Below are 19,884 nucleotides of genomic sequence, written 5' to 3'. Positions count from 1 at the left end.
CCGTGAGCATCACCAAAGCGGCCCCGCCCGGGACCGACCAACGCGACACGGAGACACCGGGAACCGAGGCCGGGGCCGAGACCAAGGACGGGCAGCAGGGCTGGCAGTTCAGCTCGCCGCTCGTCCTGACCATGCTGCTGATCCTGGTCGTCACGCTGCAGGGGCCGATCCGCAGCGCGGTGTCCGCGCCGGTGATGCAGAGCTGGATGACGGTGTTCGTCGCCGTCGTCGTACAGGCACTGCCCTTCCTCGTCCTCGGGGTGCTGCTGTCGGCGCTGCTCGCGGTGTTCGTACCGCCGTCGTTCTTCGCCCGCGCCCTGCCCAGCCGGCCCGCGCTCGCCGTGCCGGTCGCGGGGATGGCCGGGGCGGTGCTGCCGGGCTGCGAGTGCGCGTCCGTGCCGGTGGCGGGCGCGCTGGTGCGGCGGGGGGTCGCCCCGGCGGCGGCGCTCGCGTTCCTGCTCTCGGCGCCGGCGATCAACCCGATCGTGCTGACCGCGACGGCCATCGCGTTCGCCGGCCGCCCGGAGATGGTCGTGGCGCGATTCGTGGCGAGCCTGCTGGCGGCGTGCGCGATGGGGTGGCTGTGGCAGCGGCTCGGCCGCGCCGACTGGCTGCGCCCGCAGTCCCGTCCCTCCGACGAGGGACTCGGCAAGGGCGCCGCGTTCTGGAGTTCCGTACGGCACGACGTGATGCACGCGGGCGGCTTCCTGGTCGTCGGCGCGATGGCCGCCGCCACGCTGAAGTCCGTGGTGCCGGAGAGCTGGCTGAGCCTCGCGGCGGACAACCCGGTGGTGTCGGTCCTCGTGCTGGCCGTCCTCGCGGTGCTGCTGTCGATCTGCTCGGAGGCGGACGCGTTCGTCGCCGCGTCGCTGACCCAGTTCTCGCTGACCGCCCGGCTGGCGTTCCTGGTGGTCGGTCCGATGATCGACCTGAAGCTCTTCGCGATGCAGACGGCGACCTTCGGCCGCGGCTTCGCCCTCCGCTTCGCGCCGGCCACCTTCGTGGTGGCCGTGACGTCGGCGGTGCTCGTCGGGGCGGTGCTGCTGTGAACCGGCAGGCACAGGCGGTCGTCCTGTTCCTGGTCGGCGGCGCGATGGTGCACGCCGGCACCACCGACCTCTATCTCCGGTACGTCAAGGCGGGGCTCCAGCCGCTGGTCGTCGGCGCCGGTGTCGTCCTGATCGTGGCCGCGCTGGCGACGGTCTGGTACGAGCGGAAACGCTCAAGCACCGGCTCGGACAGGGAGGTTGAGGAGGGCCACGAAGACGGCCATGACCGCGACGGCCACGGTCACGTCCACCGTGAACCGCGGGTCTCCTGGCTCCTGGTCCTGCCCCTGCTGGCGCTGATCCTGGTCGCCCCGCCCGCCCTCGGCTCCTACAGCGCCCTGCGCACGGGTACGGCCCTCCAGAAGCCGCTGGCCTACGCGCCGCTGCCCTCCGGCGACCCCGTACGCCTCAGCCTGGTCGACTACGCGGGCCGGGCCGCCTACGACCACGGGCGCTCGCTGGGCGGCCGGCGGATCGCGATCACCGGGTTCGTCGCGCTCGACAGCAAGGGCACCCCGTATCTCGTCCGGATGGCCCTCAACTGCTGTGCAGCCGACGCCCAGCCCGTCAAGGTGGGTCTGACGGGCAAGATTCCCCCGGTGCTGCAACCTGACAGCTGGCTCGAACTCACCGGTACCTACACCGCGAAGCGGACCAAGGACCCGGTGAACAAGGGCCTCATCCCGTTCTTCGACATCACCGAGGCGAAGCCGGTGCCGACGCCGCGCGACCCGTACGACGAGAGCTGGAACAACTGAGGCGCCCGGTCCCGGTCAGGGCTGGATCAGCCCGCGCTCGTACGCCTTGACCAGCCGCTGCGGCACCATGTGCGCGACCCCGTCGACGGTGACCGGCACCAGCTGGGTGGTGGTCGCCTTCCACTGGGCGCGGCGGTGACGGGTGTTGCTGCGGGACATCTTCCGCTTGGGAACGGCCATGGGGTCCTCCTCGGTTGGCAAGCGAGACAGGACGCTACATGAAAATGGATCCCATTAACAATGGGATCGGTGCCGCCCTGGCCGAGGATGAACGGAACGTACAGGCGGCGGCGTTGAGCCTCAGGGGCACCCCGGTGGACCGTGCGCCTGCCCCGACCTGTCGTCGTCCGGGCTCTCCTGGGCCAGCCAGTCGGCGACCGCGTGGGCGATCGGCTGGCCGGTGTCCATCTCTATGAAACCGAACTGGCCCGACTGGTTGCATTCGAGGAACCACCAGATTCCGTCGGCGTCCTCGGCGAAGTCGAAGGCGCCGTAGGCGAGTTCGGCCTCCCGTAGGTACCGGTGCACGGCCTCGGTGATCCGTGCCGGGACCTCCACCGGCCGCCAGGGCTCGTCCGAGGGTGCGAAGCGGACGTCCACGTCGTCGGGGTGCGCGTCCGGCGCGACGGCCTTGCGGGCGGCCAGGATGCGGGGGCCCACCGCCGTGAGGCGGATGTCGGCCCGCTTGTCGACCCGGCGCTGCAGCAGCGTGGGCCCGAAGGCGACGGCGGTGAAGTCGACCCCGGGCGCCACCCGGCTCGTCGGCACCACCCTGGGCGGCTCCTGCGGATGCGAACCGGAGACGGGCTTGACGACCAGGTCGGGGTAGCGCTGCGAGAAGTCACGGGCGGCCTGCGGGAAGGTGGTGATCAGCGTCGCCGGTACGGGCAGCCGGCTGCGCTGGGCGAGATGGAGCTGCCAGGGCTTGTGCCGGGCCCGGCGGGCGGCGTCGGGGTGGTTCATCCAGCGTGCGCCGATCCCCCGCAGCATGCCGTAGAAGGCCTGCGAGGCCTCCTCGGTGAGCCAGCCCGACGGCTCGGCGGCCCGCGCCCCCGGCACCCCGGGCCGCCGCACCCACACGGACCGCAGCCCGCCCATGCTCACCAGCCGTCCGCCGACGGACAGATGCCCGCGGAACGCACCGTGCACATACTCGCCGGACAGGGCGACATCACCGGGCAGCTCGGCGGGATCGAGCCTGACCACGGGAATCCCGGAGCCGTTCAGCCTGGCCACCACGAGATCCGCCGTCACATCCTCTTCGGACGTCAGAACCAGGACCGTCATCGCGTCAGATCCATGTTCAGTCGTCGAAGTGAGTCTTGGAACCCGCCGTCGACGTAGTGGCTCCGAATTCGCGCATCACGGCATGGTCGTGAGCGGCAATCCGCCCACCGGGGAGCACATTCAACTGCTGTCCGCAGTCGTAGCTGTACGGTGTGCTCACCTCCAACTGCTCAGCCGGGCGTGCGTAGTTCAGAACGAACAGCTGCATCGCATCTCCTCGATCGGCGACGACGTCGGTCAAGTGGACGGTGGTGCTCCGGTATTACTGTCCCGTCCACCGTGCCCCGCCTCCAAGGAGTTATACGAATCGAACGAGTGAATGGTTGCCTCACGTTCCACGCAACCGCATCCTGCCAGCTCACCACGAGCGGGAACTGAGGGAACAGTGAGGTTCCGAACCACCACTTCCGTACGGAATGGGCCACTCCCGAAAAGTATCCGTTACGTTGAGTTGACCGCTCGACGCGGCCAGTAGTTCAGGTGTTGCGGAACTCACATACCAATTGCCGCCGCCCGCAAATGAATAAGGGGCCGAAAACAGCCTGTGGAATGACTGTCCCCCGCTTGTCCCCGGCCCTTGCCCCCGCTTTGCGCGACCCGGCGTTCAGGGCTTCAGGGCGACGGCGCCGAATTGCGGAAGAGCGCCCGCGGAGTCGTCCTCGGGACGCCAGTGCGCACAGGAGACGAGCCCCGGGTCGAGCAGGTCCAGGCCCTCGAAGAAAGCGGCGACCTCTTCTCGGGGGCGGGCGGTGATCGGCGGGGTGGCGTTCTCGTTCCAGAACTTCATCGCCTCGATGTTGCCCTCGCCGCCCAGCTCCGAGTCGGTCGTCGGGTGCGTCAGGACGAGGAAGCTCCCCGAGGGCACCGCCGCCATGACCCGGCGCACGATGTCCCGCGCCTTGGCGGTGTCGAGCACGAAGTTGAGGATGCCGAGCATCATCACGGCGACGGGCCGCTCGAAGTCGAGGGTCTGCGCGGCACGGGCGACGATGGCGTCCGGGTCGTGGACGTCCGCGTCGATGTAGTCGGTGGCACCCTCGCGGGTGCCGGTGAGCAGCGTACGGGCGTGCGCGAGCACGATCGGGTCGTTGTCGACGTACACGATCCGCGACTCGGGCGCGATCCGCTGGGCGATCTCATGCGTGTTGTCCACCGTCGGCAGCCCCGTCCCGATGTCCAGGAACTGCCGCACGCCCCGCTCGGTGACCAGGAACCGCACGGCGCGCCCGAGGAAGGCGCGGTCCGCGCGGGCCACGCTGCGGATCAGCGGGAACATGGCGTCGATGTGGTCGCCGACGCCCTGGTCGACGACGTAGTTGTCCTTGCCGCCGATCCAGTAGTTCCACACCCGCGCGTTGTGGGCCACCGAGGTGTCCAGCCGACCGCGTCCCTCTGCTGACGTACCGCCCTGCTCGCTCACGTCGCTTCCTCTCGTCACTGCCCGCACCCCGCACGGACGTTGGCCCGCACCCGGGCCGTCAACATCGTCCGCGCCTACGAGGGTGATCTTATGACCGGCCTCTCCGGGACAGGGCCCGAGGCGGACGGAACGGGTGCTGCCGCGGGCGGGCGGCGGCCTCTACTCTCGCCGGACAGGGCTGGGCGGAGCGGGAGACCGGGAGAACTCGGATGGATCACTACGACTACGACCTCGGCACCCACGGGCGGACCGTGACGACGACGTCGGCCAAGGCTCAGCAGTGGTTCGACCGGGGCCTGGTGTGGACGTACGGCTTCCACCACGAGGAGGCCGTCGCCTGCTTCGAGGCCGCCGTCGCGGCGGACCCCGACTGCGCCATGGCCCACTGGGGCATCGCCTACGCCCTCGGCCCCAACTACAACAAGCCCTGGGAGTCCTTCGACGGCGAGGACCTCACGACGACCGTCGCCCGCACCCACGCCGCCGTCGAACTCGCCCGTCGCAAGGCGGCGACGGCCGGTGCCACCCCCGTCGAACAGGCCCTGATCGACGCCCTGCGCGCCCGTTACCCGCAGGCGGAGGCCGTCGAGGACTGCTCGGTCTGGAACGAGCCCTACGCCGACAGCATGCGCGCGGTGTACGAACTCGCCCCCGACGACCTCGACATCGCGACCCTGTACGCCGACGCGCTGATGAACCTGACCCCCTGGCAGCTGTGGGACGTACGCACCGGAGAGCCCGCCGAAGGCTCCCGTACCCTCGCCGCGAAGGCGGTCCTGGAGCGGGCGATCGCGACCGACGCGGGCTCGCGCCACCCGGGCCTCCTGCACCTCTACATCCACCTGATGGAGATGTCGGCCACCCCGGAGACCGCCCTGCCCGCCGCCGACCGGCTGCGCGGCCTGGTCCCCGACGCCGGGCACCTCCAGCACATGCCCACCCACCTGGACGTCCTCTGCGGCGACTACCGGCGCGTCGTCGCGGACAACAGCGCGGCGATCGCCGCCGACGAGAAGTTCCGCGAGCGGTCCGGCGCGATGAACTTCTACACCCTCTACCGGTCGCACAACCACCACTTCAAGATCTACGGCGCGATGTTCCTGGGCCAGTCCGCGACCGCACTGGAGGCCGCCGCACAGCTGGAGGCGTCCATCCCGGAGGAACTGCTGCGGGTGCAGAGCCCGCCGATGGCCGACTGGCTGGAGGGCTTCCTCGCCATGCGCGTCCATGTGCTGATCCGCTTCGGCCGCTGGGCGGACATCCTCCGACTGCCGCTGCCCGCCGACCCGTCGCTGTACTGCGTCACCACCGCCATGATCCGGTACGCCCGAGGGGTCGCCCTCTCCGCCACCGGCCGCACGGTCGAGGCGGAGGCCGAACGCGAACTGTTCCGCGCGGCGGCCGGCCGGGTCCCGGAGACCCGGATGCTGTTCAACAACACCTGCGCCGACATCCTCGCCGTCGCCTCGGCGATGCTCGACGGTGAGCTGGAGTACCGCAAGGGCAACCACGAGGTGGCCTTCGCGGCGCTGGAGCGGTCGATCGCCCTGGACGACAACCTGCCCTACGACGAGCCGTGGGGGTGGATGCAGCCGACCCGGCACGCGTACGGGGCGCTGCTGCTGGAACAGGGGAGGGTGGCTGAGGCGGAGGCGGTGTATCGGGCCGACCTCGGGCTCGACGACACGCTGCCGCGTGCGGTGCAGCATCCCGGCAATGTCTGGGCGCTGCACGGGTTCCACGAGTGTCTGGTTCGGCTGGGCAAGGTGGGGGAGGCGCGGATCGTCGCGCAGCAGTTGAAGATCGCGGTCGCGGTCGCGGACGTTCCGATCGAGGCTTCGTGCTTTTGCCGGTTGGACGTCGGGTGTTGCTGAGGCTGGATGGGTAGTTCGTTCGGCTGCGGGCGGTGGGGGTTGGTCGCGCCCCGCGGCGGAGCCGCACATCGATACAGCCCCGCGCCCCTTAGGTCTGCCCTTGTGGACGCTCGTGTTGCCTTGGCGGCTGCCTCTGTTGCCGGTGATCTTCGGTGGCTGCCGCGCTAGCGTCCGTACGTGCGTACGAGTTGCTGCCCGCGACGGCCCGCTGAGTGAGCGACGAACCCCGTCGGCGTGGCCCCGGTTTCTTCACCCTGATGGTGCTGCCGTGTCTGCTGACCCTTGCCGTCGGCGCGGGCGCGCTCGCCCTGATGGGTGGCCTGCCCGGCGGCGAGACGTCGAACACGGACTCGCGGCAGAGCGTCGCGAGCGGCGTCAACGACACCTACGGGCCCTGGCTGCGCAAGGCCGCCGCCTGCACCGTCGTCACCCCGTCCGTGCTGGCCGCCCAGATCGACCAGCTCACCGGCTGGCGCGACGACACCGGTGAACTCACCGGCGAGCAGGGCATCGCGGGCTTCACCGCCGCCCAGTGGCGGACCTGGGGCAAGGACGACGACGGCAACGGCACCTCCTCACCGCGCGACGAGGCCGACGCCATCATGGCGCTCGGCCGGCAGGACTGCTCCCTCGCCCGGCAGATCACCGACCTCAGGACCGAGGGCACCGTCAACGGCGAACTGGTGGACCTCACGCTCGCCGCGTACGCCGTGGGAATCCGCGAGGTCACCGAAGCGGGACGCGTGCCCGCCGGTGCCCGGACCTACCTCGCCGAGGTCAAGGGACTCCTCCCGCGCTACGAGACCTTCGACCAGGAACCCGTGACGGGCGGCGGACCGGCGGACGCGATCCTCACCGCCCCCGTGAGCACACTCGTCATCACCTCCCCCTACGGGTCACGCCAGCACCCCCTCACCGGCGTGACCAAGCTGCACACCGGCGTGGACTTCGCCGCACCCCAGGGCGCCCCGGTGTTCGCCGCCCGCGCCGGGCAGGTGGTCTTCGCCGCCTACACCAAGGCGTACGGCAATCGCGTCGTCATCGACCACGGCACCATCGAGGGCAAGCGGCTGGAGACGACGTACAGCCATCTGTCCGCGCTCGGCGTCACCGGCGGCCAGACGGTGTCCGGCGGTGCCACGATCGGCCAGGTCGGGTCCACCGGCCTCTCCACCGGGCCGCACCTGCACTTCGAGGTGATCTACGACGGCTACTACGCCGACCCGCAGCCGTGGCTGGCGACCTCCGGCTGACCGTCATGGCCGACGGGCCCGTACCGCCCGCCCCATTCTGGTCACCGCCTCGCGCAGAACCGCCGGAGTCGTCGCGAAGTTGAGGCGTACGCAGCCCTCGCCCCCGGAGCCGAAGACATGCCCGGAGCTGAGGGCGACCCGGGCCTCGTCGAGGAACATCCGGGCGGGGCCGGCCAGGTCGCTCACCACGCCGGGACCGGTGGCGTCCCCATCGCCCCCGTTGTACCTGGCGTCGTCGATTCGCAGCCGGGTGCAGTCCAGCCAGGCCAGATAGGTGCCCTGGGGTGCGTGGTAGCGCACCTCGGGGAGGTGTTCGGCGAGCAGTCGGCCCAGCAGGTGCCGGTTGGCGTCGAGACCGAGGAGCAGTTCGTCCAGCCAGGCCCCGCCCTCGCGGAACGCCGCCGTGTGGGCGATGACCCCCAGGTGACTGGGTCCGTGGCCCACCTCCTCGGGCAGCAGCCGGAGTTCGTCGGCGGCCTCGGGGCCCGCGATCGCCAGGGCGGCCTTCAGCCCGGCGAGGTTCCACGCCTTGGAGGCCGAGGCCAGCGCGAACGCGTTCTCGGCGCCGGGGACGTTGAGGTACGGGGTGAAGTGGGCCCCCGGCAGGACCAGCGGGGCGTGGATCTCGTCCGACACGACCCGTACGCCGTGCTTGCGGGCCAGCGCGGCGACGGCCTCCAGTTCCTGGCGGGTGTGGACGACTCCGGTCGGATTGTGTGGGTTGCTCAGCAGAAAGGCGGCGCGGCGGCCCCGACATCGGGCCAGGGCGAAGGCCTCCTCCAGGGCGCCCAGGTCGATGCGCAGGTCCGGGCCGAGGCGGGCCTCGACGACCGCACGGGAGTCGTGTGCGACGAAGGCGTAGAACGGCGGATAGACCGGGGAGCAGACGACGACCGCGTCCCCGGGGCCGGTCACCAGCCGGAGCACCTCGACGGCGCCCATCATCACGTCGGGCACCACCGACGTGTCCTCGACCCGCAGCCCGTCCCACTTCCAGCGCTCCACGGCGAACCCGGCGAACGCCTCGGCGTAGGCGCTCCCGCAGGGGTACCCGGTGTCGCCGAGATCGATCGCCGCGTGCAGCGCCTCGGCCACGGGCGGGGCCTGCGGTACGTCCATCTCCGCCACCCAGAGCGGGAGCACGTCCTCCGGATGGGTACGCCATTTCATGCTGGTGCGTCTGCGCAGCTGCTCCAGGGACAGCTGGACGAGCGGGTCCGTCCGGCCGGCCTCGGTGTCGTCGGGGGCCGTCGAGTGCGTGGCGTCCGTCATGCTGCGCTCCCGTCCCCGGGCACGCCGGGTCCGAAGGTGGGTTCTGCGACTCAGGTCAGCATTCCCACACCGGCACCGGCCGGAGCGCCCGGCAGCGCGGAAGTACCGGGGAGAGGGGTCCGGGCAGGGCGTCCGGCGAGGACGTCGAGGATGTTGTCGACCGCCAGGTCGACCATGGCGGCCCGGGTCGCCTCGGTCGCCGACCCGATATGGGGGAGCGCGACCACGTGCTCCTCGGCCACCAGAGGCGACAACTCCGCGCCCATCGGCTCGCGTTCGTAGACGTCGAGCCCGGCGGAGTGCAGCCGCCCCGAGCGGACGGCCTGCAGCAGGGCCTCCTCGTCGACGACACCGCCGCGCGCGGTGCTGACCAGGGTGGCCGTGGGCTTCATCGCCGCCAGCTCGCGGGCCGAGATCAGGTGCCGGGTCTCCTCGGTGAGCGGCACGTGCAGCGACACGATGTCGGACTCGGCCAGCAGCGTCGCCAGGTCCACCGAGGTCGACAGGGCGTCGTCGGCGGCGTACGGATCGTGGTGCAGGACGCGCATGCCGAAGCCCTGGGCCCGGCGGGCCACCGCGCGGCCGATCTGGCCGTAGCCGATCAGGCCCAGGGTCGCGCCGTGGACGTCGAGGCCGAGGTAGTCGTGCATCCGGAACAGTCCCCAGGAGCCCGCCGCCAGGCTCGCTCCGGCGGCGCCCAGCCTGCGTCGGGCGGCGAGGATCAGCGCGAAGGTGAGGTCGGCGGTCGTCTCCGCGAGGACACCGGGGGTGTGCGTGACGACGATGCCGCGCTCGGCGGCGGCTGCCCGGTCGACGTTGTCGAACCCCATGCTGGCCAGCGACACGACCTCCAGCGAGGGGCCCGCCGCGTCCAGCAGGGCGCCGTCCACCGGATCGTTGCCGAGGGCCAGGACGCCGCTCACCCCGGGCGCGAGCGCGGCGAGATCGGCCGGCCCGGGCTTCTCGCTCCCCGGCCAGGCCACCACGTCCACCGTCTCGGACAGCCGGTCCAGGCCGTCGCCGGGCAGGTTCTCACGGGTGGTGAGGACACGCTTCTTCATCTATGTCTCCAGTTTCCCAGGTTCCGGTTTCCCAGGTTCCGGGAAAAGCTAGACCGGGCGGTGGGCGGAGACAAATAGCGGATTCCTCTGACGCTATCGGCGATTTTTATTCTCGATTACCGGCGGGGGAATCGTCGAACGTGCTGATCAGTTCGAGAAAGAGATCGTGCACCGCCAGGGCAGGTTCCGAAAGGGGCTGATTGTCCGACGTCACCACGGAGAGCTTGACCTGGATGACGGGGTCCACGATGCGGCGTACGGACAGCGAGCGGACGTCGAGGACGGCGCGCGCCGCCGACCAGGGCAGCACCGTGGCACCGAGGTCCGCGTCCACCGCGTTGACCAGCGTCAGCGCGGACTCCACCTCGCCCACCACCTGCGGACGCAGCGACGCCTGCTGGAACGCGGCGTCCACCACCTGCCGGATCGTGTGGATACGGCTCGGCAACAGCAGCGGCACGTCGGCGAGTTCCCGCAGGCTCACCTCGCCCTCGCCCGGCGGGACCGCCGCGCCGGGCGCCCCGATCAGGAACAGGTCCTCCGTGCGGACGGGCTCGAACTGCACACCCCGCAGCGGGCCGGCGCCGTAGATGAAGGCCATGTCCATCCGGCCGGTCATGATCGCCTCGCTGATCACACCGCCGAAGTTCTCGTTGATGTGCAGGAGGATGTCCGGGTAGCGCTCGCGCACACTCTTGAGGAGCGGCAGCGCGAGGGCCGCGCCCAGGCTGTACGGCGCGAGCCCCACCGACACCCCGCCGGCCGGGGCCCGTCCGGAGACCTCGACGGCCGCGTGCGCGAGGTCCACCTGCCGCAGGATCAGCTGGGCGTGCCGGTACAGGGCGCGGCCCGCCTCCGTCGGGGCGACCCCGCGCTTGCTGCGGATCAGCAGCTGCTGCCCGAACTGCGTCTCCAGCGCGGACAGTTGCTGGCTGAGCGCGGGCTGCGCGATGTGCAGGATGTCGGCCGCGCGCGTGATGCTCCCTGCGTCGATGATCTTGATGAAGGAGTAGAGGCGTCTGGTGTCCATGCGGGGCCTTCCACCGGGGGAGCGGAGCCTCATCGTAGGGAGTCGCCGGTGTGAGGTGGGTCATAAGGTTTCGCGATAACGCCAAAGCGAACGGATATTGGCGCCCCGGCGAGCGGCACCTTAAGTTGAGCGGAACGCGAATTCGGCCTCTTCTCCGATCTTCCCCTTCCGTATTCTTCGCGGACTTCCTTTCCTTCACCTCTTTCTCCCGGAGGGCGTCATGACCCCCATGATCGATCTCGTCGCGGATCTGGGCGAGGGATTCGGCGCCTACACGATGGGCGACGACAAAGCCCTGCTGGAAGTGCTGACTTCCGCCAATGTCGCCTGCGGATTCCACGCCGGTGACCCGCGCATCATGGACGCCACCGTCCGTACCTGCGTGGAGAAACAGGTGGCCGTCGGCGCCCACCCGAGCTTCCCCGACCTGGCCGGCTTCGGCCGCCGCGCCATGGACCTCACCCCGGACGAGGTCCGCACCGACGTGCTCTACCAGATCGGCGCCCTCCAGGCGTTCGCCGCCGCCCACGGCACCCGCGTACATCACGTCGCCCCGCACGGCCGCCTCGGCAACCTGGTCGCCGTACGCGCCGACTACGCCCGAGCCGTCGTGGACGCCGTCGCCGCCCTGGACGAGTCGCTGATCGTCCTCGCCCAGGACGGCGAACTGGCCGACGCCGCCCGGGCCCGGGGACTGCGCGTGGGCATCGTCGGCATCGCCGACCGCGCCTACCGCGCCGACGGGACGCTCGTCCCCCGTTCCGAACCCGGAGCGGTGATCCACGAACCGGAGGAGGTCGCCCGGCGCACCCTGCGCATGGTCACCGAGGGGGCGATCCGCAGCGTCGACGGCACGGACGTACCCGTCGTCTGCGACACCGTCCTGCTGCACGGGGACAGCCCCGGCGCGATCGCTCTGGCCCGCCGCATCCGGGAGCGACTGCTCGCCGCCGGGGTCGAGATCACCTCCCTCGACAAGGTCCTGAGCGGCAGGGAAGCCTGACATGACGAGCCACGGACCCGCCCACGCCCACGCCGATGTGCTGATCGCCGACTGCGGCGACTCCGCCCTGGTCGCGAAGGCCGTCGGCCTGGACACCGAGGCCGCCTGGCGGCTCGTCCACGCCCTGGCCGACGCCCTGGACGCCGTCCGCCTCCCCGGCGTCCACGACGTCGTGCCCGCCTACGACGCCCTGCTCGTCGAGTTCGACTGCACCGCCACCGACCACGCCACCGTCCGGCGCGTCCTGGCCCACGAGGCCGCCCGGCTCGGCCCGGACCCGGCGCCGACGACACCCCCGCGCCGCTTCCTCGTCCCCGTCGTCTACGGCGGCGAGCACGGCCCCGATCTGCCGACGGTGGCCGCCCAACTCGGCCTCGCCGAGAGCGAGGTGGTCGCCCTCCACTCCGGGGCCGACCTGACCGTACGCTGCCTCGGCGCACCCGCCGGGGCGCCGATGACGGACGGTCCCGCCTTCCCGAGGCCGGTGCCGCGACTGGCCTCGCCGCGCACCCGCGTCGACCCCGGCTCGGTCGCCGTCGCGGGCCGGCAGGCGGTCATCTGCCCGATGCCCTCGCCCGGCGGCTGGCCGCTCCTCGGCCGCACCCCCGTACGCGTCCTCGACCTGCACAGCGACCCGATCACCGCGTACCGCCCCGGCGACATCTTCCGCTTCCGCCCGATCACCCCCGACCAGTGGGACGACTACGCCGACCTGCCCCTGGCGCACTGCGCGGACTCGGCGGACCAAGCCGGCCTGGCGGCCTGTCATGGCTGACACCCTCACGATCCGCACCCCCGGCATCGCCACCGTCCAGGACCTCGGCCGGGTCGGCCGCTCCCGCTACGGTCTGCCCGCCAACGGAGCCGTCGACCAGCACTCGGCGCGCGTCGCCAACGTCCTGTGCGGCAACGACGAACACGCCCCCCTCCTGGAGATCACGGCCCTCGACTTCGCCTGCGTCCCCTCCGCCGACATCCTGGTCGCCGTGACCGGCGCCCCCGCCGACGTGACCGTCGCAGGGGTGCCCCACCCGCAGTGGGAACCGGTCCCCGTACGCGCCGGAGAGACCCTCCGCGTCACCGGCATCCGGCACGGCCTGCGCGTCTACCTGGCCGTACTCGGCTCGTTCGAGGCCGCCCGCCTCCAGGGCAGCTGCGCCCCGGACACGATCCTGGGCTTCGGTCCTCCCCTCCGCGAAGGCGACGAACTCGCCCTGCGCGCCTCCTGCCCACCCGTCGACCACCCCTACTCGCGGATCCCGCTGTTCCGCCTGAACGCCCCCGTCCCCCCGTTCCCGACCACTGTCCCCACCACCTGGACCATCGACGTCACCGACGGCCCCGACCGGGCCGAGTTCGGCGACACGGGACGGCGTCTGTTCGACGCCCCCTTCACCGTCAGCCCGCAGAGCAACCACATCGGCCTGCGACTGCACGGCAGCACGGTGCCCCGCCGGGTCACCCAGGGCGAACTGCTCTCCCGGGGCGTCCCCATCGGCGCCGTGGAAGTCCCCGCCGGGGACGAACTCCTCGTGCTGCACCGGGGCCGAGGAGTCACGGCCGGCTACCCCGTCCTGGCCGTCGTCACCGCCACCGGACTGTCCGCCCTGGGCCAGGTACGCCCCGGCCAGACCGTCCGCTTCCGCCACCGCACCCTCGACCAGGCGGTCACCGCCCACCGCACCCAACGGTCCGCCGTCGCAGCGCTGCGCACGCGCGTCCGCACCGCCTTCGACAGCCTGCGCATCCGCGCTCCCCTCGGCGGCTGACCTCCCCGCACGAAGTCCCGCCGTACGGAAAACCCGCCGTACGAACCCTCCCCGCACGGAGTCGCACGAACGCCCCCAGTCCCCAGCCCGCGTCCGATCCAGGGCCCGCGTCCAGACAGGAGAGCCATGACCGCCGTGGCCGCTCAGCCAGTCCCCAACACCGTCGACCCGAGAACAGCACGCAAGGTCACCCTCGCGGGATGCGTCGGCATCTTCGCCGAGCTGTACGACAACGGCATCTTCGGCTTCATGGCCGGAACCCTCGCCGCCGTCTTCTTCCCCGGCTCCGACAACGCCATCCAGCTCGTCTTCCTCGGCTACGCCGTCTCCTTCTTCTTCCGCCCCCTCGGCGCGATCATCTGCGGCCACCTCGGCGACCGCATCGGACGCCAGCGGATGCTGGTCTTCGTCATCATGCTGATCAGCGTCGCCACCGCCGCCATCGGTGTCCTGCCCACCTACGCCAGCATCGGCGTGGCGGCCCCCTGTCTGCTGATCCTGCTCCGCGTCGCGCAGGGCTTCTCCGTAGGCGGCGAGGCCTCCGGCGCGATGAGCTTCCTCGCCGAGCACGCCCCCGAGGGCAAGCGCGGCCTCTACACCAGCTACGCGCAGATCGCCTCGTTCCTCTCCCTGCTCACCGGCACCCTGATCGCCGCCGCGATGACCAGCGGACTCGGCACCGAACGCATGGAGTCCTGGGGCTGGCGCATACCGTTCCTGCTCGCCGTCCCGCTCGGCATCACCGGCATCTACATCCGCAAGCGCATCAGCGACACGCCGAACTTCAACCGCCTGAAGGAAGAGGGCGGCCTGTCCAAGAACCCCCTCAAGGAGGCGTTCGCGTCCGCCGAGCACCGCCGCGCCATGCTCCTGGCCCTGTTCATCCCCCTGATGAACGGCTCCGGCTACTACGTCCTGTTCAGCTACATGCCCACCTTCATGAGCAGCGAGCTGGACTTCGGCAAGGTCCAGGGCCTGCTCGTCACCGCCTCCAGCCTGGTCGCGATCTGTATCGCCATCCCGTACATGGGCCGCCTCTCCGACCGGATCGGCCGCAAGAAGGTCCTCTCCGGAGCGGCGATCGGCATGGCGGTCGTCGGCATCCCCTGTTACCTCCTGATCGGTACCGGCAACGTCGCCCTCGCCGTCCTGGGCGCCTGCATCATGGCGGTCGTCTTCGCCGGCCACACGGGCGTCATCCACATCCTCCTCGTGGAACTCTTCCCGACCCGCGTCCGCTACTCCGCCTACGGCCTCGGCTACAACGTCTCCTCCGCCCTCTTCGGCGGCACGGCCCCCCTGCTGATGACCTACCTCATCGACCGCACGGGCAACGTCAACATGCCGGCCTTCTACGCCGTCCTCACGGCCCTGGGCACGCTCCTCGCCGTGTCCCAGGTGAAGGACCGCGCCCACCTGCCCCTGCGCGACGCCTGACCGACCTCCCCCCCCACAGCAAGGAGCACCCGCATGCCCATCTCCGACTACAGGACGGCGCTCGTCACCGGAGCGTCGACCGGCATCGGAGCCGTAGTGGTCGAGCGCCTCGCCAAGCGAGGCCTCGAAGTCCACGCCGTGGCCCGCAACGCCGAACGGCTCGACGCCCTCGCCCGCGAGACCGGCTGCGTCCCGCACGCCGTGGACATCACCGACACCGAGGCGCTCACCGCCGTACTCGACGGCCTCCAGATCGACGTACTCGTCAACAACGCGGGCGTCTCACGCACCGGCAACATCCTCACCGCCGACGAGTTCGCCGTCGACGAGCAGGTCGCCGTCAACATCCAGGCGGTCCTGCACCTCGTACGGCTGCTGATGCCGGGCATGGTCGAGCGGGATCTCGGCCACATCGTCAACATCAGCTCCATCGCCGGTGTCTACAACTTCGGCGGCAACACGATCTACCACGCCACCAAGGCGGCCGTGCACACCCTGTCCCGCCAGCTGCGGGTCGACGGCTACGGCCGCCGGGTCCGGGTCAGCGAGATCTGCCCCGGCCGGGTGGAGACGGAGATCTTCGGCCGGCTCCTCGGCGACATGGAGGAGGCCCAGCGGCAGTTCTACGACGGCTACGAGTCCCTCAAGCCCGAGGACATCGCCGACGCCATCGAGTTCGCCGTCGACGCGCCCCGGCACGTCAACATCGGCCACATCGAGATCCTGCCCACCTTCCAGGTCCCCGGCGGCCTCAACTTCGAGCGCCGGGAGGGCTGAACCATGCCCGTGAACACGGCAGCACGCGTACGCCGGATCAAGCCCTCGCCCAGCACGGCGGCGGCGCAGCGCGTACGCGAACTCAAGAGCCAGGGCCTCACCATCCTCGACCTGACCGTGGGCGAGCCCGACTTCGACACCCCCGACCACGTCAAGGCCGCCGCGATCCGGGCCATCGAGGCGGGCGAGACGAAGTACACCCCGGTCAACGGAACACCCGCGCTGCGCGCAGCGATCACCGCCAAACTGCGCGAACGCCACGGCCTGGAGTGCACCGACGACCGGATCACGGTCGGCGGCGGCGCCAAACAGGTCATCTTCCTGGCCCTGATGGCCACGCTGGACGAAGGCGACGAGGTCATCGTGCCCGCCCCCTACTGGGTGTCCTATCCGGACATGGTCCGCGCGAACGACGGCACCCCGGTCGTGGTCGACTGCGAGGAGAGCGACGGCTTCAAACTCACCCCGGAGCGCCTGGGGGCGGCGATCACGGAACGCACACGCTGGGTGATCCTCAACACCCCGGGAAACCCGACGGGATCGGCCTACACGACCACGGAACTCCACTCCCTGGCCGAGGTGTTGCTGGACCACCCGCACGTGGGTGTCCTCACGGACGAGATCTACGACGAGATCTGGTACGGCGACCAGGACGCCCCCTCGCTCGCGGCGGTCGAACCCCGCCTGGCCGACCGGGTGTTCCTCACCAACGGCGTCTCCAAGACATACGCGATGACGGGCTGGCGCATCGGCTACGGCGTAGGCCCGACAGCCCTGATCACCGCGATCAACACCCTCCAGTCGCAGACCTCGTCCTGCCCGTCCTCGGTGAGCCAGGCCGCCGCCGCGGCGGCGCTCACGGGACCGCAGGACTTCGTACGGGAGACGGTGAGCGTGTACCGCGCCCGCCGCGACGCCACGGTGCAACTCATCAACGACATCCCGCAGTTGAGCTGCACGGTCCCGGACGGCGGCTTCTACCTCCTGGTCAACTGCGGCGCGACGACAGGCCGGTCGACCCCGTCGGGAACCCGGATCGACAACGACGAGGACTTCGCCCGCCACCTCCTCGACACCCAGCAGGTGGCCGTGATCCACGGAACGGCGTACGGCGTCCCCGGCTACTTCCGTATCTCCTTCGCCACGTCGACGGACGTCCTGACGGAGGCGTGCGCGCGCATGGCGAAGGCGTGCGCGGAACTGTCCACCGTCCCGTCCGTAGTCCCTTCTGCCTGAGAGGCCGTCATGATCCGCGTCAGCACGAAGTTCGAACGGCCGGACGCCGCGCTCGTAGAGCGACTGAGCGCCTACTCCTCGGCGACCATTCATGAGGCACAGGGCCGCCTCGGAGCACTGGACTCGGCGATCAAGCCGGTGGACCACCGCATGTCCCTGTGCGGACCGGCGTTCACGGTCCAGTGCGCCCCACGGGACAACCTGATGCTCCAGACGGCCATCGCCTACGCCCGCCCCGGCGACGTCGTCGTCGTGTCCGCCGGCGCCTACGAGGAGGCGGGCTCCTTCGGCGACGTCCTCGCCAACGCCTGCCAGTCCAAGGGCCTCGGCGGCCTGATCACCGACACGGGCGTCCGCGACACCGAGGACCTGCGCGCCCTGGGCTTCCCCGTCTTCTCCAGGAGCGTGTCCATCAAGGGCACGGTGAAGGAGACGGTCGGCCCGATGTGCGAGCCGGTCACCATAGGCGGCGTGCTCGTCCGCCCCGGCGACGTGATGCGGGCGGACGCGGACGGCGCGGTGGTCGTCCTCCGCGAGGACGCGGCCGAGGTGGCCGCAGCGTCACAGCAACGGGTGGACACCGAGGCGGAGTTCATCGCCGCGTACCGGGCGGGGAGGACGGTCATCGACCTGTGCGGCCTGGCGCCGGTGCTGGCGGCGAAGGGGCTGGTGATCGAGGAGTGAGGGGGCGCAGGGTGCGCCGGGCGATCCTTCAGCCTGCCGCCTCGCTCTCCCGCCCCCCGAGATCCTGAGGTGAGGGCAGCCGCGCGCTCAGGCGTGGGCGTGGAGCCCGTCGTGGAGCGGCCGGTGACTGTGCCGGCGGCCTCCGGCGGCAGCCAGGTGCGGGTGCTCGGCGGGGAGGTCGGGGTGCTCGTGCTCGACCGCTGCGGATTCCTGTGCGGGCCATAGCCGTACGGCGAGCAGCGCGGCGGTGAGCGCGACGGCGCCCAGGGCGAGCACCGCGGACCGGAGTCCGGCCGTCGCGCCGAGCCAGCCCGCCAGTGGATACGTGAGCAGCCAGCAGCTGTGCGAGAGGGAGAACTGTGCCGCGAACGCGGACGTCCTCCCCTCGGCCGACGTCGCCCGGCGGATCAGCCGCCCCGTCGGAGTGAGCACCATCGAGCAGGCGCCCCCGAACACGACCCAGGCGGTCAACAGCCCCGGCCAGCGCCAACTGCCGCCGCCCGCAGAGGTGATGACGCCGAGGGCGACGAAGGCGACCGTGAGGAGGAGGGCGCCTCGCAGCATCACGGCACGGTCCGGGACCCGTTCGAGAACCCGGGGCAGCAGCAGCGCCACGCCCATCGAGCCCGCACCGAAGGCGCCGAGCGCGAGTGCCACGTCGGTGGTGCTCCGGCCGAGCAACTCACGGACGTACACCACGGTGTTGACGGTGACCATGGCACCGGCGGCGGCGACCGCGAGGTCGAGCGCGAGGAGGGCGCGCAGCTGCGGAACGGCGAGGAAACGCCGGAAACCGGAGGTGGCCTTGGTGCAACTGCCGTTGGTGGAAGGGGCGATGACGGGTTTGGGCAGTACGACGGAGGCGACGAGGGCGGCCGAGGCGAGAAAGCCGGCCACGGTTCCGAGGAACAGCCAGTTGTAGGTGACCAGGGACAACAGTGCGGCGGCGAGGGCGGGGCTGAACAGGCTCTCCAGGTCGTAGGCGAGCCGGGACAGGGAGAGGGCCCGGGTGTAGTCGTGCTCGGCGGGCAGTACGTCGGGTATGACGGCCTGGAAGGCGGGGGTGAACGCGGCCGACGCGGCCTGCAGCAGGAAGATCAGGACGTACACCTGCCAGACCTCCCCGACGAACGGCAGCAGCAGCGCGACCCCGGCCCGAGTGAGGTCGGCCCCCACGAGAAGCGCCCGCCGCGACACCCGGTGGGCGACCGCACCGACGGCGGGTGCGATCACGACGTACGCCGCCATCTTGACCGCGAGCGCAGTGCCGAGGACCGATCCCGCGTGGGCGCCCGCGAGGTCGTACGCGAGGAGGGCGAGCGCGACTGTGGCGAGGCCGGTGCCGGTGAGGGCTACGAGTTGGGCGGTGAAGAGGCGGCGGTAGGTGCGGTTGCGGAGGGTGGTGAGCATGCGGGGTCCCTTGCGGGGCTGGGTGGGGGTGGGGGCGGGTGCAGACGAACGGGTGCGGGGCTCACTACTTTAGCTATGGGTGCGCACATGCGCACATATAAATGCGGGAGTCGATGGTCGGACACCGGCTGCGGGGGTGTTCGTGCCTCTAGGCTGAGGGCATGTCTGCTCGCGAGACCTTGCCACCTGCGGCCGATACGCATCTGCGTGCCCCGGACAGCGCGCGTCTCGCCGAGGCGACGGAGGTGTTCGCCCTGCTGTCCGATGCGACGCGACTGCATCTGCTGTGGCTGCTGGCACAGGGGGAGTCGGATGTGGGTTCGCTGACGGAACGGTGCGAGGCGTCGCGGACGGCGGTGAGCCAGCATCTGGCGAAGCTGCGGCTGGCGGGGCTGGTGGAGACGCGGCGGGAGGGGCGGTACGTCCACTACAGCTTGCGGGACGGGCATTTGCGGCGGTTGGTGATGGAGGCGTTGAGCCATGCGGATCACCGGGTGAGTGGGAAAGCACCGCACGACTGAGCGGGCGGGGCCATTCCTTTTTCGCCCCCGCCGCCCCTACCCG

Annotated in this window: 20 protein-coding genes; 12 read left to right on the top strand and 8 right to left on the bottom strand. The window is 70.9% G+C overall.

The genetic code is table 11. From position 1 onward, the window contains the following. Positions 1-2 precede the first annotated feature (2 nt). A complete protein-coding gene (locus tag CW359_RS25450) occupies positions 3-1,049 on the top strand; it encodes a permease (protein ID WP_105972438.1) in 1,047 nt (348 codons plus the stop codon). After that, a complete protein-coding gene (locus CW359_RS25445; protein WP_105972437.1) occupies positions 1,046-1,807 on the top strand; it encodes a TIGR03943 family putative permease subunit in 762 nt (253 codons plus the stop codon). The genes CW359_RS25450 and CW359_RS25445 overlap by 4 nt, the downstream gene beginning before the upstream one ends. 15 nt (positions 1,808-1,822) lie before the next feature. Here the strand turns inward: CW359_RS25445 and rpmF are convergent, their stop codons facing one another. The 4 genes from rpmF to CW359_RS25425 form a co-directional block, all read right to left on the bottom strand. Further along, complete coding sequence (gene rpmF / locus CW359_RS25440) at positions 1,823-1,987, bottom strand: 50S ribosomal protein L32 (RefSeq protein WP_105972436.1); 165 nt, start codon at positions 1,985-1,987, stop codon at positions 1,823-1,825. 120 nt (positions 1,988-2,107) lie between these two features. Beyond that, positions 2,108-3,094, bottom strand: coding sequence for an ATP-grasp ribosomal peptide maturase (gene tgmB / locus CW359_RS25435; protein ID WP_105972435.1), 987 nt, complete (start codon positions 3,092-3,094; stop codon positions 2,108-2,110). 16 nt (positions 3,095-3,110) lie between these two features. Further along, positions 3,111-3,302 carry a putative ATP-grasp-modified RiPP gene (gene tgmA, locus CW359_RS25430; RefSeq protein ID WP_105972434.1) on the bottom strand — a complete coding sequence of 64 codons (192 nt, stop codon included), beginning with the start codon at positions 3,300-3,302 and terminating at the stop codon, positions 3,111-3,113. A gap of 396 nt (positions 3,303-3,698) precedes the next feature. Further along, positions 3,699-4,514, bottom strand: coding sequence for an SAM-dependent methyltransferase (locus tag CW359_RS25425; protein ID WP_105972433.1), 816 nt, complete (start codon positions 4,512-4,514; stop codon positions 3,699-3,701). A gap of 209 nt (positions 4,515-4,723) precedes the next feature. Here CW359_RS25425 and CW359_RS25420 point away from each other — a divergent pair, with 209 nt between their 5' ends. Continuing rightward, positions 4,724-6,388: a hypothetical protein gene (locus CW359_RS25420; protein ID WP_105972432.1), complete on the top strand. Its 1,665-nt coding sequence runs from the start codon at positions 4,724-4,726 to the stop codon at positions 6,386-6,388. Between the two features lie 257 nt (positions 6,389-6,645). Then, positions 6,646-7,641: a M23 family metallopeptidase gene (locus tag CW359_RS25415; protein WP_105972485.1), complete on the top strand. Its 996-nt coding sequence runs from the start codon at positions 6,646-6,648 to the stop codon at positions 7,639-7,641. Positions 7,642-7,644: 3 nt separating this feature from the next. On the opposite strand, the gene CW359_RS25410 is transcribed toward CW359_RS25415, so the two are convergent. The 3 genes from CW359_RS25410 to nac all read right to left on the bottom strand — a co-directional run bounded on the left by CW359_RS25410 (position 7,645) and on the right by nac (position 11,004). Next, entirely contained in the window at positions 7,645-8,913 is a 1,269-nt protein-coding gene (locus tag CW359_RS25410; RefSeq protein ID WP_105972431.1) for a MalY/PatB family protein, read from the bottom strand. A 50-nt stretch (positions 8,914-8,963) separates the two neighbouring features. Then, positions 8,964-9,974, bottom strand: coding sequence for a 2-hydroxyacid dehydrogenase (locus tag CW359_RS25405; RefSeq protein WP_105972430.1), 1,011 nt, complete (start codon positions 9,972-9,974; stop codon positions 8,964-8,966). 106 nt (positions 9,975-10,080) lie between these two features. After that, complete coding sequence (gene nac, locus CW359_RS25400) at positions 10,081-11,004, bottom strand: nitrogen assimilation transcriptional regulator NAC (protein WP_105972429.1); 924 nt, start codon at positions 11,002-11,004, stop codon at positions 10,081-10,083. A gap of 220 nt (positions 11,005-11,224) precedes the next feature. Between nac and CW359_RS25395 the strand changes: the two genes are divergently transcribed. From CW359_RS25395 to CW359_RS25365, 7 genes are all read left to right on the top strand, one after another. Continuing rightward, a complete protein-coding gene (locus CW359_RS25395) occupies positions 11,225-12,007 on the top strand; it encodes a LamB/YcsF family protein (protein WP_105972428.1) in 783 nt (260 codons plus the stop codon). A 1-nt stretch (position 12,008) separates the two neighbouring features. Further along, a complete protein-coding gene (locus tag CW359_RS25390) occupies positions 12,009-12,782 on the top strand; it encodes a 5-oxoprolinase subunit B family protein (protein ID WP_105972427.1) in 774 nt (257 codons plus the stop codon). Then, positions 12,775-13,776, top strand: coding sequence for a 5-oxoprolinase subunit C family protein (locus CW359_RS25385; protein ID WP_105972426.1), 1,002 nt, complete (start codon positions 12,775-12,777; stop codon positions 13,774-13,776). Before CW359_RS25390 ends, CW359_RS25385 begins: the two co-directional genes overlap by 8 nt. A gap of 126 nt (positions 13,777-13,902) precedes the next feature. Further along, entirely contained in the window at positions 13,903-15,213 is a 1,311-nt protein-coding gene (locus CW359_RS25380) for an MFS transporter (protein WP_105972425.1), read from the top strand. A gap of 33 nt (positions 15,214-15,246) precedes the next feature. Then, the gene (locus tag CW359_RS25375) at positions 15,247-15,990 is read left to right on the top strand and encodes an SDR family oxidoreductase (RefSeq protein ID WP_105972424.1); all 744 of its coding nucleotides are present in this window, start codon (positions 15,247-15,249) and stop codon (positions 15,988-15,990) included. 3 nt (positions 15,991-15,993) lie between these two features. Next, positions 15,994-17,226, top strand: a complete 1,233-nt coding sequence (locus CW359_RS25370) for an aspartate transaminase (protein WP_232838592.1) — start codon at positions 15,994-15,996, stop codon at positions 17,224-17,226. 9 nt (positions 17,227-17,235) lie between these two features. Beyond that, complete coding sequence (locus tag CW359_RS25365; RefSeq protein WP_105972423.1) at positions 17,236-17,910, top strand: 4-carboxy-4-hydroxy-2-oxoadipate aldolase/oxaloacetate decarboxylase; 675 nt, start codon at positions 17,236-17,238, stop codon at positions 17,908-17,910. Positions 17,911-17,997: 87 nt separating this feature from the next. Here CW359_RS25365 and CW359_RS25360 read toward each other — a convergent pair whose 3' ends face one another. Next, complete coding sequence (locus tag CW359_RS25360) at positions 17,998-19,320, bottom strand: MFS transporter (RefSeq protein WP_105972422.1); 1,323 nt, start codon at positions 19,318-19,320, stop codon at positions 17,998-18,000. A 161-nt stretch (positions 19,321-19,481) separates the two neighbouring features. On the opposite strand from CW359_RS25360, the gene CW359_RS25355 reads away from it, so the two are divergent. After that, positions 19,482-19,841: an ArsR/SmtB family transcription factor gene (locus tag CW359_RS25355; RefSeq protein WP_105972421.1), complete on the top strand. Its 360-nt coding sequence runs from the start codon at positions 19,482-19,484 to the stop codon at positions 19,839-19,841. Positions 19,842-19,884: the final 43 nt, after the last annotated feature.

The sequence above is a fragment of the Streptomyces geranii genome (assembly GCF_002954775.1).
In the GTDB taxonomy this organism is placed as follows: domain Bacteria; phylum Actinomycetota; class Actinomycetes; order Streptomycetales; family Streptomycetaceae; genus Streptomyces; species Streptomyces geranii.
The sequence above is the reverse complement of the archived record's forward strand: the minus strand, read 5'-3'. Positions and strand labels throughout refer to the sequence as shown.

Bases quoted from the DNA above. Each gene is read 5' to 3' on its own strand.
- CW359_RS25355 (WP_105972421.1), top strand. From the start codon at position 19,482: ATGTCTGCTCGCGAGACCTTGCCACCTGCGGCCGATACGCATCTGCGT.
- CW359_RS25390 (WP_105972427.1), top strand. From the start codon at position 12,009: ATGACGAGCCACGGACCCGCCCACGCCCACGCCGATGTGCTGATCGCC.
- tgmB (WP_105972435.1), bottom strand. From the start codon at position 3,094: ATGACGGTCCTGGTTCTGACGTCCGAAGAGGATGTGACGGCGGATCTC.
- rpmF (WP_105972436.1), bottom strand. From the start codon at position 1,987: ATGGCCGTTCCCAAGCGGAAGATGTCCCGCAGCAACACCCGTCACCGC.
- CW359_RS25385 (WP_105972426.1), top strand. From the start codon at position 12,775: ATGGCTGACACCCTCACGATCCGCACCCCCGGCATCGCCACCGTCCAG.
- CW359_RS25365 (WP_105972423.1), top strand. From the start codon at position 17,236: ATGATCCGCGTCAGCACGAAGTTCGAACGGCCGGACGCCGCGCTCGTA.
- CW359_RS25415 (WP_105972485.1), top strand. From the start codon at position 6,646: ATGGTGCTGCCGTGTCTGCTGACCCTTGCCGTCGGCGCGGGCGCGCTC.
- CW359_RS25380 (WP_105972425.1), top strand. From the start codon at position 13,903: ATGACCGCCGTGGCCGCTCAGCCAGTCCCCAACACCGTCGACCCGAGA.
- CW359_RS25405 (WP_105972430.1), bottom strand. From the start codon at position 9,974: ATGAAGAAGCGTGTCCTCACCACCCGTGAGAACCTGCCCGGCGACGGC.
- CW359_RS25410 (WP_105972431.1), bottom strand. From the start codon at position 8,913: ATGACGGACGCCACGCACTCGACGGCCCCCGACGACACCGAGGCCGGC.
- CW359_RS25375 (WP_105972424.1), top strand. From the start codon at position 15,247: ATGCCCATCTCCGACTACAGGACGGCGCTCGTCACCGGAGCGTCGACC.
- CW359_RS25370 (WP_232838592.1), top strand. From the start codon at position 15,994: ATGCCCGTGAACACGGCAGCACGCGTACGCCGGATCAAGCCCTCGCCC.
- CW359_RS25395 (WP_105972428.1), top strand. From the start codon at position 11,225: ATGACCCCCATGATCGATCTCGTCGCGGATCTGGGCGAGGGATTCGGC.
- CW359_RS25360 (WP_105972422.1), bottom strand. From the start codon at position 19,320: ATGCTCACCACCCTCCGCAACCGCACCTACCGCCGCCTCTTCACCGCC.
- CW359_RS25420 (WP_105972432.1), top strand. From the start codon at position 4,724: ATGGATCACTACGACTACGACCTCGGCACCCACGGGCGGACCGTGACG.
- nac (WP_105972429.1), bottom strand. From the start codon at position 11,004: ATGGACACCAGACGCCTCTACTCCTTCATCAAGATCATCGACGCAGGG.
- tgmA (WP_105972434.1), bottom strand. From the start codon at position 3,302: ATGCAGCTGTTCGTTCTGAACTACGCACGCCCGGCTGAGCAGTTGGAG.